Here is a 15,839-nt window from a genome sequence, read left to right as displayed (position 1 = left end):
ATCCGGACACGGCGCGTCCGGCGACTCAGGCATTTGCCTGAGGGGCGAGCGTCCACGATGGCGTCGCGGGCCCCTGCGGTTTGGTCCCCTTGAGTGTGCGGGTGAACACGCCCCGCTACGTACGCCTGGTGATCTCCCTGATCTACGCGCGTCACCAGGTCACAGGACAACCCCCTGACGACGTCACGCATCACATGGACGAATGGAGACGAACTTCAGTGAGCAAGGTGCTGTTAGTGCATGCCAAGGGTGGTCCGCCGCTCGGTCACGTCCTGTCCCGGGCGGCCGCGAGGGCGGACGTGCACCTGCTGGCGCTCAGCGCTCTTCCTCCGGCCGTGGCGGACACCGCCCGGCACCTGTGCGCCTCGGTGGTCACCCCCACCGCGGCACAGCGCTCCGACCTGGTGTCCCTGATCGTCACGCGGGCCAAGGCCGTGGGCGCGGACGCGGTGCTCACCTTCTCCGAGTACGCGGTCGTGGCCGTCGCCGAGGCCTGCGAGGAACTCGCCCTGGCCGGGGCGGGCGGCGCCGCCGCACTCGCCCGTGACAAGCGTCTGATGCGCCGGGTCTGGCAGGAACACGGCCTGGCCCAGCCCGCGTTCCGCCCGGTCGCCACGGAGGCCGACCTGCACGCGGCCGCCGAGCAGCTGCCCTTCCCGCTGCTGCTCAAGGCCGCCTGGAGCGCGGGCTCCACCGCGCATCAGATCATCCGCTCCCCGCACGAGGTGTCCACCGCCTGGCACAGGTCGCGCGAAGTGATGGCCGAGTCGGCCCAGTTGGGGTATGCCGAACTGCATGTCGCCGAGGCCGAGGCCGACTTCGTGGTCGAGCAGATCGTGACCGGTCACGCCGCGGACTGGTTCGACGAGCCGGGCTGGGGCGACTACGTCAGCGTAGAGGGCGTCGTGGCCGACGGCGTGTTCCACCCCGTCTGCCTCAGCGGCCGGATGCCCACGGTCGAACCGTTCACCGAGCGCGCCGGCATCACCCCCGCCCTGCTGCCCCAAGACGCCCAGGACCGGATCGTGGCCCTCGCCCGGCAGTCCGTCGACGCTCTGGGCCTGCGTGACTGCGGCATCCACACCGAGATCAAGCTGGGCGCCGACGGCGACATGTGGCTGATCGAGACGGCCGCCCGGTTCGGCGGCGCGATGACGGTGCCGCAGGTCGAGGAGGTCTTCGGGCTCGACCTCGTCGGCATGCTCGTCGACCACCTCCTCGGCCGGCCGGTCACCTGGCCCCGGCAGGCCCTGACCCCGGCGCAGGCCGACGGCGCGGCGGGCTCCCTGGTCGTCCTGGCGGTCGACGGCGACGGCGGGGCCTGGCCGGACCGCAGGGTCTGGGACGCCACGGCCGCGGCCAAGGTGCCCCTCAGCCCGGGCAGCGCCCTGTCGGTGGTCGCGGAGAGCTCGCTGGACGACGGCAGCCTCGTCCCGGTCTACGACCCGGCCGCGGGCGCCAACACCATGGCGGCCCTGTGCCTGCTGTCCGCCACCGATCCGCGCACGGTGCTGCGCGACTTCACGACCCTGGTGGACGCCCTGCCCCAGGTCCTGCCCGCCGCACGCTCCAAGGAGGCCACCCGATGACCGCCCAGCTGCTCACCGGTGCCGCCGAACCGGGCACGGACCGCACGGTCGTCGGCGAACACCTCTCCCTGCCGCTCTTCCGCACCCTCTCCGGTGTCCTGGCCGGCCACCCCTACCTCAAGGTCGTCGTCGACCGCGCCGAGAACACCTGGCATCTGCTGGACACGGCCGCACACCCCTTCCACGTCAACTACATCGCCACCCGCGTCCTGGGCATGGAGCTCGCCGCGCTGGACGCGGACCTGGACGCGTTCAACGCCTCGGTCTACATGGACCCCGGGCGCCGCTTCCTGCTCGGCGTGCTGTCCTTGCACACCGAGCAGGACCCCGAGGGCCGCGAGCGCACCTTCCTGGTCCTGGAGACGACCGAGGCCGACACCATGCACGGCGACCTGCTCACGTTCTTCTACGAGTTCGCGCGCGAACGCCTCGACAGCAGGCTGCCGCTGCTCCTCAAGCCCGCCAACCACGGGCAGGAGGAGGAGCTGGCGGCCATCAGTGAACTGCGCGTCCCGCGCATCCTGAGCCACGAGCTCTTCGGCTCCCGCACCCGCACACCGCTCAACCCCGGCGACGCCACGGGGCGGCTGCGCTACTTCCGTACGCACGAGGAGTACACGGCGGCGGAAGCCGGGCTCGGCTGGGCGGACATCGTCGCCATGCCGTGTCTGCCCGACGACGTGCCCCGGGTGGCCGGCTTCCTCAACACCGCTCCGATCACGCCGCTTTCGCACACCAACGTCCTGGCCTCCGGCTGGGGCATACCCAACGCGATCGTGCGCGATCTCGACCAGCTCGTCGACAGCGACCGTCTGGACGGCGCGTGGGTGCGTTACCGGGTGCTTGAGGACGACATCCTGCTGGAGCGCCTCGACCAGGAACCGGACCTGCGCGCCCCGGCCTGGCACCAGCAGCGCATACGCCTGGAGCCGCCTCTGCTGGAGGACACCCCCGTACTGGCGCTGCACCGGCTGCGCAGCGCCGACCGGGACCGCTACGGCACCAAGGCGGCCAACCTCGGCGAGCTGCACCACGTGCTCGACAGCCGCACCGCCGACCTGATCGCCTTCTACGGCCGGCCCCGCCCGCCGCGCGAGGACCTGCACGGGCACCTGGCGGCACGCCTCGGCCTCGCCACGCCCTCCACGGCCGAACTGCGTGCCGCCGCGGCCGACTTCGTGGCCACCACGGTCGCCGCCCCGGAAGGCGTCGCGCTGCCCTTCGCGCTCCAGCAGCACTTCCTCGCCTCCTCCCCCGCCCTCCAGCAGGGCATCGGCAAGCTCAAGATGGCCCTCGAACTCGACGCCGCCGACGTCATCGACTCCCTGTGCCTGCAACTCCAGCATCTGATCCGGCACACACCGCTGCCCGAGTCCGTCACCCGGCAGATCACCCAGGCCTTCCCCGCCGCCGCTGGCGGACGCCTGGTGGTGCGCTCCTCGTCCAACGCCGAGGACCTGCCCGGCTTCTCCGCCGCGGGCGTCTACGACTCGGTGACCACCGTGCACGGCACCGGTGAACTCCTGGACGCCGTACGCCAGGTGTGGGCCTCCCTGGTCTCACCCCGCAGCGTTCGCCTGCGCCACCAGGTCGGCATCTCCCTGGACGACACCTACATGGGCGTGATCGTCCAGGAGTACGTGCCCGCCTCCCTCGGCGGCGTCCTGGTCACCTGCAACCCGACCCGCCGCGAGGACTTCCGCAACGTCTACCTCAACTGCTCCCCCGGCTCCCCCGAGCAGGTGGTCGACGGCACGGTCCTGCCGCAGCAGTACCTGTACAACACGGTGGAGGGCGGCGGACGCACCGTCGCCCTGGGCTCCTGGGGCAAGGCGCTGTCCGCCGCCACCCGCGCCCGCCTCGCCGACCTCTCCCTGGCCGGACGGCTCCTGCAATCGCACTTCAGCGGCTCTCAGTTCGGTGGTTCCGACGTCGACAAGCCGTTGGACGTCGAGTGGCTGATGACCGATCAGGGCGACTTCCGGCTGGTCCAGATCCGCCCGTACGCGCTGTGAGCCCGCGCCTTTGCCGACCGCGCCGCGGCGGGGCGGCGAGCGACGGCGGACCGCCGGGCCGTGGCGGGCAGCCGGTGGGTGGCCTGACGCACACCGCACGCCGGATCATCCGGCTCAACTACGGCTTCCAGCTGCTGTTCAACCTGCTGTGGTGGATGCCGGTCTTCTACGCCTACCAGAAGGCCGCCGGACTGTCGGACGGGCAGATCTTCGGCATCCAGAGCATCTACTACGTGGCGTTCTGCCTGTTCGAGATCCCCACCGGCCTGATCGCCGACCGGATCGGCACCCGCAACTGCCTGCGGGCCGGGGCGGTGGTCATGACGGCGGCCAACCTGGCGCCGGTCGTCAGCGCCTCGTACACCGGCTTCCTGGTCCACTTCCTCGCCATCGCCGCGGGCCGCTCGCTCACCTCGGGCGCGGCGAGCGCCTATCTGTACGACGGGCTGCGGGCCGAGCAGTGCGACGAGCACTACCTGAGAGCCGAGGGCACCGCGCGGGCGCTGGGGCTCGCGGCGAAGGTCGTGTGCTGGCCGCTGGTCGGTCCCCTGATGTCGTTGGCCCACGCGGCTCCGTACATGCTCAGTGCCGCGAGCGCGGCGGGCTCCCTGGCCTGCGCCATCGCTCTGCCCCGGATCGCGGGGGCCGGCGGCGGCACGGACACCGGGGGTGGCGGGCGCCGGGGCGGGGCGCTCCTGCGCGACGCCGGATCCGCGCTGCGCTGCGTGGCCTCCTCGCGGTGGCTGGCCCTGGTGATGGTGCAGGGCGTGGCGGTCTTCACGCTGTCCCGCATCTGCCAGGTCAACCTCTTCCAGCCGATCCTCCTCGACCACGGCATCGCGGAGGCCTCGCACGGCGGGGTGCTGGCCGCGATGACGGTGGCGGAGGCCGTGGCATCGGCCCGCCCCCAGTGGCTGGGGCGCCGCCTGCCACCGGTCGCCTGGGTGTCGATCCTGAGCCTCGCGCTCGCGGGCACCCTGGCGGCCATGACGCTCGGCGGGCCCTGGGCGGTGGTCGCGCTGCTCTGCTTGTTCGCCGCCGCGACCGGGTTCGCCTATCCCATCCAGCGCAAGCTGGTGAACGACGCGGTGCCCGCGCACGCGCCGCGCGCCACACTGCTGTCGATCGAGAGCATCGTGGACCGCGGGGTGTGCGCCCTGGCCGCCGTCGCCGCGGGCGCCTATCTCTCCGCCGGGCACCTGGACGCCCTGCTGTGGCACAGCGCGCTCGCCACGGTGGTACTGCTGGCGGCGTTCCAACTGCTGTTGCGCAGCGGGCTGGTGCAGCGGGACAAGGGCACGGGCCCGACGCAGCCCACCGGGGCGGTCGGCACGGACCGGCTGACCGGGAGTGGACGTCAAAGGCCGCGGCCACGCGGATAGCCGCCGCACAGTGCCGCGCCCGCTGCGGTCCGCCCCCTTCCCGGGGCGGACCGCAGCGGCCGGCACGCCGTGTCGACGCCGGTCAGCGGGAGCGGCGACCGAGGAGTTCGATCAGCCCGACCGGCAGGAACGCGGGCCGGTGCGGCCGGGAGACCTGGTAGGCCACATAGCCGAGCGAGGCCGCGACGTCGACCTCCTGCGCCGTCTCCGCCTGGTAGACGACTCGGCAGTGGCCCGCGCCGGCCTTCGCGCGCTCCCAGAGAACGGGGGCGGGTTTGCGTTCCGCCTCCGTGCGGGGCGTGAGGACGCGGTCGCCGAAGTCCTTCCAGGCGAACGGCTCGGTGCCCCGCCAGGTGGCGTCGACCTCCTTGCGCAGCCGGGCGGCGCGCTCGGCGTCCGTCGCGCCCCAGGCGGGCGGGACGTTGGTGATCAGACCGATGCGGATGTGGCGCTCGCGCAACGCGCGCAGATACGTGGCCGCGCCCGGCTGATAGGTGGTCCCGCCGTCCTCGGCAGTGTGCACGAGGGTCTCGCCCAGGTCGAAGTACACGACGGGGCAGTCGCGTGCGGTGCTCTCGCGGGCGGCGGGGGCCGTCGTCGTGCCGCTGCTCGCGTCCCGGGGCGCGGTCGCACTCGCGCTCGCCGAGGCGCAGAGCACGGTCGACGCCAGGGCCACACCGAGCGCGAGGCCCGTCCGTAACGAGGCCTTGGAGGCGGATCTGTTCATGGCGTCGTCGCCCTTCTCCAGGCGCATCACCGAGGATGCGCATGTCCAGTTCATGACACGCAGCACGCCGCCGGTGTCCCCCGCGGCCGTGCGGCGCCCAGGCGACCGGCCACGCTCATGCTCACGCTCCGCCGGTCTACCGCGCTCTACCCCTGAACACCACACGCCACTCGGGCCCCGCCGTCGCCGCCGTGCATCCCACTGGGGAGCACGACGGCCGGTCGCCTCAGCTCTGGGCGGTGGCCTTTTCCGCCGGGGTGGTGCGGGTGGGCTCGTCGTCCGTGGAGCGGGCCAGGCCCGGGATGACGGCGGCGACGGCGGCGGCCAGGAGGGCGACACCGCAGCCGATCATCAGTCCGACGCGGAATCCGTCCTCGGAGGCGACGGTGTGCCCGCCCCCGAGGTTGATGGTCATCTGCGCGAGGACCACACCGATCACGGCCGAGCCGATGGTGGTGCCCAGCGAGCGCATCAGGGTGTTGAACCCGTTGGCCGCGGCGGTCTCGGACAGCGGCACCGAGCTCATGATCAGGGCGGGCATCGCGCCGTAGGCGAGGCCCACTCCGCTGTTGATGACGAGGCCGACGACCATCAGGCCCCAGGCGGAGCCCATGAGCGGCAGCGACAGGCCGTACCCGGTGGCGATGACGAGTGCGCCGAGGACCAGGGCCAGCTTCGGGCCGCGGGCGTTGATGAGCTTTCCGCCCAGCGGGGACACGATCATCATCATGACGCCGCCGGGCGCCATCCAGAGACCGGCGGCCAGCATCGACTGCCCCAGGCCGTAGCCGGTGGTCTCGGGGAACTGAAGGAGCTGCGGGGCGATGAGCATGAAGGCGTACATGCCGACGCCCACCAGGATCGAGGCGATGTTGGTGAACAGCACGCGCGGGCGGGCGGTGGTGCGCAGGTCGACCAGCGGGTCGCGGGTGCGCAGTTCGTAGAAGCCCCAGACGCCGAGGGCCACCACGGCGACCGCGAACAGGCCCAGTGTGGTGCCCGACGTCCAGCCCCAGTCGGCCCCCTTGGAGATGGCGAGCAGGAGGGACACCAGGCCGATCGCCAGGCCGATCGCGCCGGGCGCGTCGAAGCGCTGCCCCTTGGCCGCGGCGGGCACGTCCGGGACGAAGAACCAGATCAGCGTGGCGATCATGACGGCCAGGACGGCGGAGCCCCAGAACAGCACGCGCCAGCTGGCGTATTCGGCGACGGCCGCGGAGATGGGCAGGCCCAGTGCGCCGCCGATGCCCATGGAGGCACTGACCAGCGCGATCGAGCTGCTGAGCTTCGCGGCGGGCACCACGTCCCGCAGGAGGGCGATGCCCAGCGGCACCATGCCCATGCCCATGCCCTGGAGGCCTCGCCCGACGATCATCGGGACGATCGAGGAGGACAGGGCGCACACCACCGAGCCGACGACCAGCGGCAGGGCGCAGATCAGCAGCATCGTGCGCTTGCCGACCAGGTCGCCCAGGCGGCCCGAGACGGGCACGCAGACACCCGCGACGAGCAGGGTGACGGTCACCACCCACGCCGCGTTGGAGGACGACGTGTTCAAGATCTGCGGCAGTTCGGCGATGAGCGGGGTGACCAGGGTCTGCATGACCGCGGCCACTGTCCCGGCGAGTGCCAGCGTGGTGATCACGCCGCCGGTTCTGGCTGCGGGCTGAGAGGCGTTCATGACGCGAGTCCTCAGGGGGTCGGTTCGAATGATGAATGTGCATCGTACACGTCATTTGCATCATGCATAATGTGTGGTCGATGCACTCGCCGTGGAAGGATGGCGGCGGAGCCGCGGGCCCTGGGACGGGGCGGCGGCCCGGCCACGACGAAAGGCGCCACCGCATGGGCAGGGACACGGGCAGGGACCAGGGCAGGGACACCGGCAGCGACATGAGCCAGGCCACGAGCGAGGTCGAGTACGAGCAGATGCTGCTCAGCCGGCACGGGCTGCTGACCCGCCGCAGGGGGCGCCGCGTGGACGGCGTGCTGGAACGCAGCGCCTACATCCTGCTCAGCCGCATCCGCGTCCAGGGCCCCATGTCCATCGGCGAGTTGAGCGAAGCCTTCGATCTCGACGTCTCCACCTTGCAGCGCCAGACCTCCGCCGCGATGCGCGCCGGGTACGCGGAGCGGATCCCCGACCCGGCGGGCGGCATGGCCCGCAAGTTCCGCATCACGCAGGAGGGATCACGCCTGCTCGACGAGGAGCGCGAGGGCATGATCCGCTCGCTCGGCAGGGTCATGACCGACTGGCCCGAGGAGGACATCTCCGCGTTCGCCCACTACCTGCGGCGCTTCAACACCGACGTCGAACGCCTCGACGGACGCCCCTGGCCGCGCCCCTGAGGCTCCTCCCGTGCCGGGCACGCGGGTAACCCGGACGGCCCTCCGGCGTTAAGGAGGCCGTGGGAATCTGGCTGCTCAACAACTTCAGCACGCTCGCGCTCGCCGGACTGCTCGGCGGCGGCGCCGTCCTGGCCGCCGCCGTCGGCATACTGCTGCTGCGGCGCCGGTTTCCCCACCACGCGAACGGCACGCACAACGACATGATCGGCGTGGTGCTCGGCATGTACGCCGCCATCTACGGGATCATCCTGGCCTTCGTCGTCGTGGCCGAGTGGGAGGGCCTGAACGCGGCGCAGACCAACGTCGCCCTTGAGGCCAGCCAGACCGCCGAGGTGGTGCGGGACGCCTCCGCGTTCCCGCCCGCCCAAGAACGGCGGGTGACCGACGCCGTGGGGGCCTACGTCCGTGTCGTCGTCGACGAGCAGTGGCCGCTGATGCGCGAAGGGCGGCCCGATCCCGGGGTCACCAACCCCGAAGTGGTCGCGCTCTACCGGGTGTTCCAGGACTACGAGCCGCGGACCGAGGCCGAGAAGACCTATTACCAGCAGTCCGTCGCGACCCTGGGCGAGATCGCCGGCGCCCGCCGTACCCGGCTCGCCGACGCCGAGCAGTCCCTGCCCTCGCTCCTCAACGTCCTGGTCTACGGCGGCGCGCTCATCATGATGCCGCTGACCTTCCTCTACGGCATCAAGAGCCTGCGCGCGAACCTGATGTTCGTCGTGTCGGTGGCCGCGCTCATCGGCGTGAGTCTGCTGCTGTGCCTGACCCTGGACCACCCCTTCGCGGGCGATCTCGCCGTCTCCCCTGCTCCCTTCACAGAGGGCGTGCTGGCCCAGTTCTGGTGACGGCCCCGCAAGGGGCGGGGTGCGCCGGTGGTGTCACGTCCGGGCGCTGTCGAGCAGGCGCTGGATGTGCAGGCCGTGGGACGCGTCGATTCCCGTGCCGTGGCCCGTGCGGACCGCGGTGGCGAACTCCCGGCGCAGGATGGGCCAGCACTCCTCGTGGTCGAGGCCGGCCGTGTCGTAGACCAGTTCTTCACCGGGGCCGAAGAGTTCGACGCGGGTCTTGCTGCGCGGGAGGTTCACGCTGCCGGACAGGGAGGCCTGGCTGATCGCGCCGTTGTCGTGTTCGCAGGTCAGCTCGATCCAGCGGGTGGGGTCGCCGGTCGCGCGCACGGAGACGATCGGGGCGACGGCGGTGTCGAGCAGGTCCAGCAGGTGCGGGCCGAGGTCGAGCAGCGCACCGTGTTCGAGCCGCCAGGTGGTGGCGAAGTCGCCGCCGAGGAAAGCTCCGTGGAGGTAGCACGAGCGGGCACCGGTCACCTCTCGCGTCGCCGCTTCGGCGAGGAAGGCGCGGGTGGCCGGGTGGTAGCGCTTGGTGAGGACCAGCTGCGAGATCACCTGGTGCTCGGCGACGGCGTCCGCGACCGCGCGGGCGGCCGCCAGGTCGACGCCGAGCGGCTTCTCCAGGAGCAGGGCGCGGCCCGCGGCCGCGGCGCGTGGCGCGAGGGCGGACTGCACGGCGGGAGGGACCGCGAAGGCCACGGCTTCGCACTGGTCGAGGAGTTCGTCGAAGGATGCGGCGACCGGGGCGCCGTAGGCTCCGGCGACTTCGGCGGCCGCCTCCGGGCGGCGGGCCCACACCGCGGCCAGGGTGGTCTCCGGTCCCGCGGCGAGCATCCGGGCGTGCATGGCGCGGGCCCACGGCCCGGCGCCCACGAGGCCGACGCGGACGGGCGCGTGGTCCCAGGCGCCGGGGGCAGGGGTGGGGCTGTCGGGCATGGTGCTTCTCCGTGGGGTGGTGCTGATGCGGGTGGTGCTCGTCGTGGTGGTGCGTCGCCCGCCGGCGGCCCTCAGGTGCCGTCGGCGCTGAGGAGTTCCGCGAGGCGCGCGTCGGCCTTCTCGGGGGCGTAGAGGTGCTCGACGACCATGAGGGTGGCGCCCATCAGGGCGGCGTGGTCGCCCAGTTCGGACGTGACGACCTGGAGGTGCGAGGTGGTGCGCGGCATGGCGCGCTGGTAGAGGAGTTCGCGCACGCCGGTCAGGAACGGCGTGCCGGCCAGGTCGCCGGTCAGGACCAGGACGCCGGGGTTCAGCAGGGTGACGACGGTGACCAGGACCTCGCCCACGCGCTGTCCCGCCTCGCGGGCGAACCGCATGGCGTCCGGCTGGCCGGTGGCCAAATGGTCGCGCACGTCGGAGCCCGAGGCGGTCGGCACCCCGGAGGCGGTGAGCTGCCGGGCGATGGCGCCACCACTGGCGACTGCGGCGAGGCAGCCGTAGGAGCCGCACATGCACAGGGCGTCCGGCCGGTCGTGCAGGCGGATGTGGCCGATGTCGCCCGCGCCGCCGTCGATGCCGCGGTAGACCTCGCCGCCGACGATGACGCCGGCGCCGATGCCGGTGGAGGCCTTGATCAGGACGAAGGCGCTGCAGTCGGGGTGGCCAACCCGCTGCTCGGCCAGGGCCATCAAGTTGGCGTCGTTGTCGACGTAGACGGGCGGCGCCACCGCCTGGGGCGTGGGGGCGACGTGTGCGGTCCAGGCCTCGCGCAGTCGTTCCCGTACGGGGAACCGGTCCCAGCCCGGCATGATCGGCGGTTGGACGATCTGGGCCGTCTCCCAGTCGACCGGTCCCGGCACGGACAGACCGATGCCGCAGACGCGTGCGGCGTCGACACCGGCCTCGGCGAGCAGCGGGCCGAACCAGCGGGCGAGTTCGTCGAGGACGCGGTCGGGGCCGTCACCGATGAGGACGGCTCCGCTGTGCTCGGCCAGGACGCGGCCCGACAGGTCCAGCACCGCCGCGCGCGCGTGCCGGGTCTCCAGGTCCGCGGCGATCACCACGGCGTGTGTCGGGTCGAACTCCAGGTGGACCGAGGGGCGCCCGCCGGTGGAAGCGCCCGTGGTGTCCCGCAGCCAGCCGGCCGCGAAGAGCTGGTCGAGCCGATGCCCCACCGTCGACCGGGAGAGGCCGGTCGCCTGCTGGAGCGCTCCGCGCGTGGTGGCCCGGCCGCTGCGGATGAGCTGCAGCAGATGACCTGCGCTGGCCTGGTTTCCTGCCATCCCCGCTGTCCCCGTCCTGTCCTGTCGGTCTGTGCTGGTGGGTGTGCCGTCGGTGGGTCGTGCCGTACGGCCGGTGGTCCGGCGTCGTGCCGAGTTGGCGTCAGCCCTTGTCCGCGCCGCTGGTCAGGCCCTCGGTGAGGAGCCGTTCGGCGGCGAAAAACAGGAGTACCACGGGGATGGTGAGGATGACCGAACCGGCCATCAGGACGGTCTTGGACACCTCGATGCCGTTGGCCAGCTGCTGAAGCCCCAGCGAGACCGTCCACTTGTCCGGCTCGGCGGCCAGGAAGAGGAGGGCGAAGAGGAATTCGTTCCAGGCAATCATGAAGACGTACAGCCCGGTGGCCATCAGGGTCGGCGTGGCGAGCGGCAGGATGATCTTGCGGACGGTCTGCAGCCGTGAGGCCCCGTCGATCGCGGCGGCTTCCTCGATGCTGAAGGGGATGGTGACGAAGTAGTTCTTCAGCATGTAGATCGACACGGGGACGGTCTGGGCGATGTAGACGATGGCCAGGCCGGCCAGGCTGCCCGAGAGCCCCATCTTGGCGAACATGACGAACAGCGGCACGGCGAGCAGCGTCGCGGGAAAGAGGTACACCGCCAGGAAGAGCGCGCTGACGTGCCGGTTGCCGAAGAACTTCAGCCGGCTGACCGCGTAGGCGCCGGGGACCGCGGCGGCCAGGGTGAGCAGGACCGTGGCGACCGCGACGAGCGCCGAGTTGAACAGCATGCCTAGGAATCCCTGGCCGCCTTCGGAGGACGGCTTGAGGACGTTCTCGTAGGTGCTGAGGGTGAACTGCTTGGCCGAGACCCACAGGTTGCCCGGGTCCAGGAGCAGGGCGTCGATGGGCTTCACCGACAGCAGGAGCATGTAGTAGAAGGGCACGATCGTGATCGCGGCCAGGAAGGCGATGACGATCCAGCGCAGGACGCCGAACAGGCGCTCCTCGAACCGTGCGCGGGACAGGCGCGGTGGGGTGCGCCGTGGTGCGGGCAGCGGGCGGTCGGGGCGTGCCGTGTGCTCGCGGGTGATCGTCTGGGTCCGGGTCATGCCGACTCCTCCTGCACCTTCTTGCCGAAGAACTTGAAATAGAGGCCCAGGAGGACCATGAGCGCGACGGCCAGGACCAGCGCCTGTGCGGACGCGGCGCCGACGTCGAAGCGGGAGGTGAGGAAGTCGTAGACCCGCACGGCCACCACGTCCGTGCCCGATCCGCCGCCGGTCAGCAGATAGATGTCGTCGAACTTGTTGAACGTCATGATGAAGCGCAGGACGGACAGCAGCGCGATGACGGGCATCAGCTGGGGCAGCAGGATGTGGCGGAAGCGCTGGCTGAGGGTGGCGCCGTCGACCTCGGCGGCCTCTTCCAGGCTGCCGGGTACGGCCTGGAGGCGGGCGAGCAGGAAGAGGAAGGCGAAGGGGAAGTAACGCCAGGTCTCGAAGGCGATGACGGTGAGCAGCGCCAGCGGGATGTCGAAGTGGACGCCGAACAGGCCGACTTCGTAGGAGCGGGTGGACAGGAAGGCGATCGGGTCGTCCCAGCCGAAGAGCTTCTGGCCCCATTCGTTGACGATGCCGAACTGGGGGCTGAGCGCCACTTCCCACACGAAGGCGACGGCGACCACCGGCGCCACGTACGGCAGGAGCATCGCGGCGCGCAGGATGCCCCGGCCGCGGAAGGGCCGGCGCAGGGCGAGGGCGGCGATGAGGCCGAGGACCACGGAGCCGGCGGTGGCGCCGACGGTGTAGGCCAGGGTGGTGCCCAGGCTGCTCCAGAAGCCGGGTGAGCCGAAGACCTGCGCGAAGTTGTCCAGGGTCCAGCGTCCGAAGAGGCCGTTCTCCTGGATGTCGACGAGCTTGGCGTGCTGGAAGGCGAGCAGGACGGTCCACAGGATCGGCAGGATCACCACGACCAGGACCACCAGGAAGGTGGGGGTCACGAAGGCGAGTCCGGCACGGTTCTCGCGGGTGCTCGCGGACTGCGGTTGGTGCTCGCGGCGCTTCGTCGCGCCGCTTTTCACTGTGCTCATGGGTGGGTTACCTCGAAGAAGGAGCGCCGGAAGCAGCGCCTGTGCGGCTGGCTACTGGAGGGACTTCTGGAGCGCGGCCACCTCGTCGTTGGCCTCCTGGGCGGCCTCGTCCGGCGAGATCTGGCCGCTGGTCATCGCGCCGATGGCCTTGGCCACGGGCAGCTCTCCGTTGGTGGCCCCGACCAACGCGCCCTGGCCCTCGGCCAGGCCCCAGCGCTTCATGTCGCCCACGCCCGCCACCAGACGGTCCAGGAGCTCGGGCGGATAGGCCTTCTGCATGGACTCCCGGCGGTCGACGCCCATGGCGCTGGAGCGCCAGGCCCGGTCGAACGTGCCGGGCTTGTCCGGTGTGCCGGTGCGGACCGGGATCTTGCCCTCGGGGGCCATGCCGAACCAGTCCTCGTAGCCCTTGCCCATCATGTACTCGATGAACGTGCGGGAGGGGCCCGTCTCGGCGGTCTTGGTGACGGCCCAGGAGGTGATCTCGCCGAACTGGGCGGGTTGCTTGCCGTCGGGGCCCTTCAGGGCGGTGATCACCTTGGTGTTGCGGGCGAGGAAGGAGGGGGACTTCTTGCACTGCGGGCAGCTGGGCAGCGCGTCCGAGCGCAGGCCCGCCAGCTCGTCGAGCAGAAAGGACGACCAGATCATCATCGAGGACTTGCCGGCGAAGTAGGTGGCGCGGGTGGTGTCCACGCTCTGGGTGCCCGACGCGCCGTGTTCCCGGGCGAGATCGTCGTAGGCGGCGAAGGCCTTGCGGCACTGCGGCGAGTCGAGGGCGGGCTTGCCCGCCGGGTCGACCAGGCGGCAGTCGTTGGCCAGGGCGAGGTCCTCGAAGCTCTGCTGGGTGAAGACGTCCGAGGGGTCGGTGGCGGCGGACATGCCCGCCCGGCCGTCCTGGTCGAGGGCGGCCGCGGCCTTCATGGCCTTCGCATAGGTGTCGGGCGCCTTGAGGCCGGCCCGCGCGAAGAGGTCCTTGCGGTAGACCAGCAGCTGAAGCCAGGCATCGGAGGGGACACCCAGCCGGGTGCCGTGGTCCTCGGTCAGGGACAGGGCGTTGGCGTTGAAGGTGTCCGGGTGCAGGTCCTCCACGATCTGGTCGGCGACCTCGGTGTTCAGCAGGCCGTTGCCGTACATCTGCCACACCTGCCCCATGGGGACGGCGCCGATGACGTCGGGGAGCTTGCCGGACGCGGCCGCCGACATGATCAGCTGCGGCAGCTGTGCCTCGTCCACGCCGACCAGGTCGACCTTGACGCCCGTTTCCTTCTCGAAACGGCCGACGATCTTCTCGGTCGCCGCCATCCGGGGCGGCAGGTTCTCCTGCGACCACACCGTGATCGTGTTGTCGGTCTGCCGCTCGGCGGCGGAGCTGCCGGAGCAGCCGGCGAGCAGGCCCGCGGCCAAGGTCGCGGCGAGCCCGAGCCGGGCCGTCCTCGACCGCCGGGTTTTCATCAACATGCTGTGTCCTCACGCCACTCACGCACTGTCCCGAGCATCTCAGCACCACTTTTGCGTGTTGACAAGACATAACTCTGAGATATCTTCGACATAAGTCAGCGAGTAACACCCATTCCCAGCGCTACCGGAGCTCCCGTGGAACGCGTCGTCCAGTTCACCGGCCCCCGTCAGGTCGAAGTCGCCGAGCACGCAAGTGCGCCGCTGCCCACCGGGCACCTGCGGGTCCGCACCCGCTACTCCGGCATCTCCGCGGGCACCGAGCTCACCGCCTACCGGGGCACGAACCCCTACCTCACGCGCACCTGGGACGCCGAGGCACGGATCTTCCGCGACGGCGCCGCCGGCATCGAATACCCGGTCGCCGGCTGGGGCTACTCCGAGGTCGGCGAGGTCACCGAGGTCTCCCCCGAACTCACCGGCACCCCCGGCATGCCGGTCCCGGGCGACCTGGTCTGGGGCATCTGGGGCCACCGCAGCGAGGGCATCGTCCCGGCCGAGCGCATGGTCGGGCACACCCTGCCCGCCGGCCTCGAACCGCTGGCCGGGGCCTTCGCCCGGGTCGGCGCCATCGCCTACAACGCGGTCCTGGCCGCCGACATCCACCTCGGCGAGGACGTGGCCGTCTTCGGCCAAGGCGTCATCGGTCTGCTCACCACCCGCCTCGCCCAGCTCAACGGCGCCCGCGTCACCGCCGTCGACGCCCTGGACGGACGGCTGGCCACGGCCCGCGAGTACGGCGCCCGGCACACCCTCAACGCCCGCACCGACACCGTCGCCGAACGCATCCGCGAGGCCACCGGCGGCACGGGCGCCGACGTCGCCATCGAGATCAGCGGCGTCTACCCCGCCCTGCACGAAGCCCTGCGCTCGGTCACCGTCGGCGGGCGCGTCGTCGCCTCCGGCTTCTACCAGGGAGACGGCGCCGGGCTGCGCCTGGGCGACGAATTCCACCACAACCGCGTGCAGTTGATCTGCTCCCAGATCGGCGGGGTCCCCCCGCAGCTGGCCGGCCGCTGGACCGTCGAGCGACTCCAGCAGACGTTCCTGTCCCTGGTGGCCGAAGGCCAGGTCGACGTGAAGTCCCTGGTCAGCCATGTCGTTCCGGTGGCGGACGCCGCCGATGCCTACGTGCTGCTCGACGAACGGCCCGCCGACGCCCTGCAGATCGTGCTGGAGTTCTGAGCCCCGCGGCACGGCCCGCCGGGCCCGCGCCGTCCCTCCGCC

At 71.5% G+C, this 15,839-nt stretch carries 13 protein-coding genes; 6 read left to right on the top strand and 7 right to left on the bottom strand.

The window, feature by feature from the left end; genetic code table 11:
- Positions 1–218: 218 nt before the first annotated feature.
- The 3 genes from QBL25_RS40090 (at position 219) to QBL25_RS40080 (ending at position 4,986) form a co-directional block, all read left to right on the top strand.
- Positions 219–1,589, top strand: coding sequence for an acetyl-CoA carboxylase biotin carboxylase subunit family protein (locus QBL25_RS40090; RefSeq protein ID WP_409061889.1), 1,371 nt, complete (start codon positions 219–221; stop codon positions 1,587–1,589).
- Complete coding sequence (locus QBL25_RS40085; protein WP_409061888.1) at positions 1,586–3,604, top strand: PEP/pyruvate-binding domain-containing protein; 2,019 nt, start codon at positions 1,586–1,588, stop codon at positions 3,602–3,604. Before QBL25_RS40090 ends, QBL25_RS40085 begins: the two co-directional genes overlap by 4 nt.
- 74 nt (positions 3,605–3,678) lie before the next feature.
- Positions 3,679–4,986: an MFS transporter gene (locus tag QBL25_RS40080; RefSeq protein ID WP_409061887.1), complete on the top strand. Its 1,308-nt coding sequence runs from the start codon at positions 3,679–3,681 to the stop codon at positions 4,984–4,986.
- 82 nt (positions 4,987–5,068) lie between these two features.
- On the opposite strand, the gene QBL25_RS40075 is transcribed toward QBL25_RS40080, so the two are convergent.
- Complete coding sequence (locus QBL25_RS40075; RefSeq protein ID WP_409061886.1) at positions 5,069–5,767, bottom strand: hypothetical protein; 699 nt, start codon at positions 5,765–5,767, stop codon at positions 5,069–5,071.
- 172 nt (positions 5,768–5,939) lie between these two features.
- Entirely contained in the window at positions 5,940–7,394 is a 1,455-nt protein-coding gene (locus QBL25_RS40070) for an MFS transporter (RefSeq protein WP_409061885.1), read from the bottom strand.
- 212 nt (positions 7,395–7,606) lie between these two features.
- Between QBL25_RS40070 and QBL25_RS40065 the strand changes: the two genes are divergently transcribed.
- On the top strand, positions 7,607–8,062 hold the full coding sequence (locus tag QBL25_RS40065; protein WP_409062947.1) for a MarR family winged helix-turn-helix transcriptional regulator: 456 nt from the start codon (positions 7,607–7,609) through the stop codon (positions 8,060–8,062).
- Positions 8,063–8,121: 59 nt separating this feature from the next.
- Positions 8,122–8,907: a DUF4239 domain-containing protein gene (locus tag QBL25_RS40060; RefSeq protein ID WP_409061884.1), complete on the top strand. Its 786-nt coding sequence runs from the start codon at positions 8,122–8,124 to the stop codon at positions 8,905–8,907.
- Positions 8,908–8,940: 33 nt separating this feature from the next.
- Here the strand turns inward: QBL25_RS40060 and QBL25_RS40055 are convergent, their stop codons facing one another.
- The 5 genes from QBL25_RS40055 to QBL25_RS40035 all read right to left on the bottom strand — a co-directional run bounded on the left by QBL25_RS40055 (position 8,941) and on the right by QBL25_RS40035 (position 14,615).
- Positions 8,941–9,843: a Gfo/Idh/MocA family protein gene (locus QBL25_RS40055; RefSeq protein ID WP_409061883.1), complete on the bottom strand. Its 903-nt coding sequence runs from the start codon at positions 9,841–9,843 to the stop codon at positions 8,941–8,943.
- A gap of 71 nt (positions 9,844–9,914) precedes the next feature.
- The gene (locus tag QBL25_RS40050) at positions 9,915–11,126 is read right to left on the bottom strand and encodes an ROK family protein (RefSeq protein ID WP_409061882.1); all 1,212 of its coding nucleotides are present in this window, start codon (positions 11,124–11,126) and stop codon (positions 9,915–9,917) included.
- Between the two features lie 100 nt (positions 11,127–11,226).
- Positions 11,227–12,093 (bottom strand): carbohydrate ABC transporter permease, encoded by an 867-nt coding sequence (locus QBL25_RS40045; RefSeq protein WP_409062946.1) that lies wholly within the window; start codon positions 12,091–12,093, stop codon positions 11,227–11,229.
- An 80-nt stretch (positions 12,094–12,173) separates the two neighbouring features.
- Complete coding sequence (locus QBL25_RS40040) at positions 12,174–13,157, bottom strand: carbohydrate ABC transporter permease (protein ID WP_409061881.1); 984 nt, start codon at positions 13,155–13,157, stop codon at positions 12,174–12,176.
- Positions 13,158–13,208: 51 nt separating this feature from the next.
- Positions 13,209–14,615 (bottom strand): ABC transporter substrate-binding protein, encoded by a 1,407-nt coding sequence (locus tag QBL25_RS40035; protein WP_409061880.1) that lies wholly within the window; start codon positions 14,613–14,615, stop codon positions 13,209–13,211.
- Between the two features lie 135 nt (positions 14,616–14,750).
- Between QBL25_RS40035 and QBL25_RS40030 the strand changes: the two genes are divergently transcribed.
- Positions 14,751–15,797 (top strand): zinc-dependent alcohol dehydrogenase, encoded by a 1,047-nt coding sequence (locus tag QBL25_RS40030; protein WP_409061879.1) that lies wholly within the window; start codon positions 14,751–14,753, stop codon positions 15,795–15,797.
- Positions 15,798–15,839 lie beyond the last annotated feature (42 nt).

Source organism: Streptomyces sp. SYP-A7185 (genome assembly GCF_046103685.1).
GTDB lineage: Bacteria > Actinomycetota > Actinomycetes > Streptomycetales > Streptomycetaceae > Streptomyces.
This window is presented reverse-complemented; position numbering and strand designations above follow the sequence as displayed.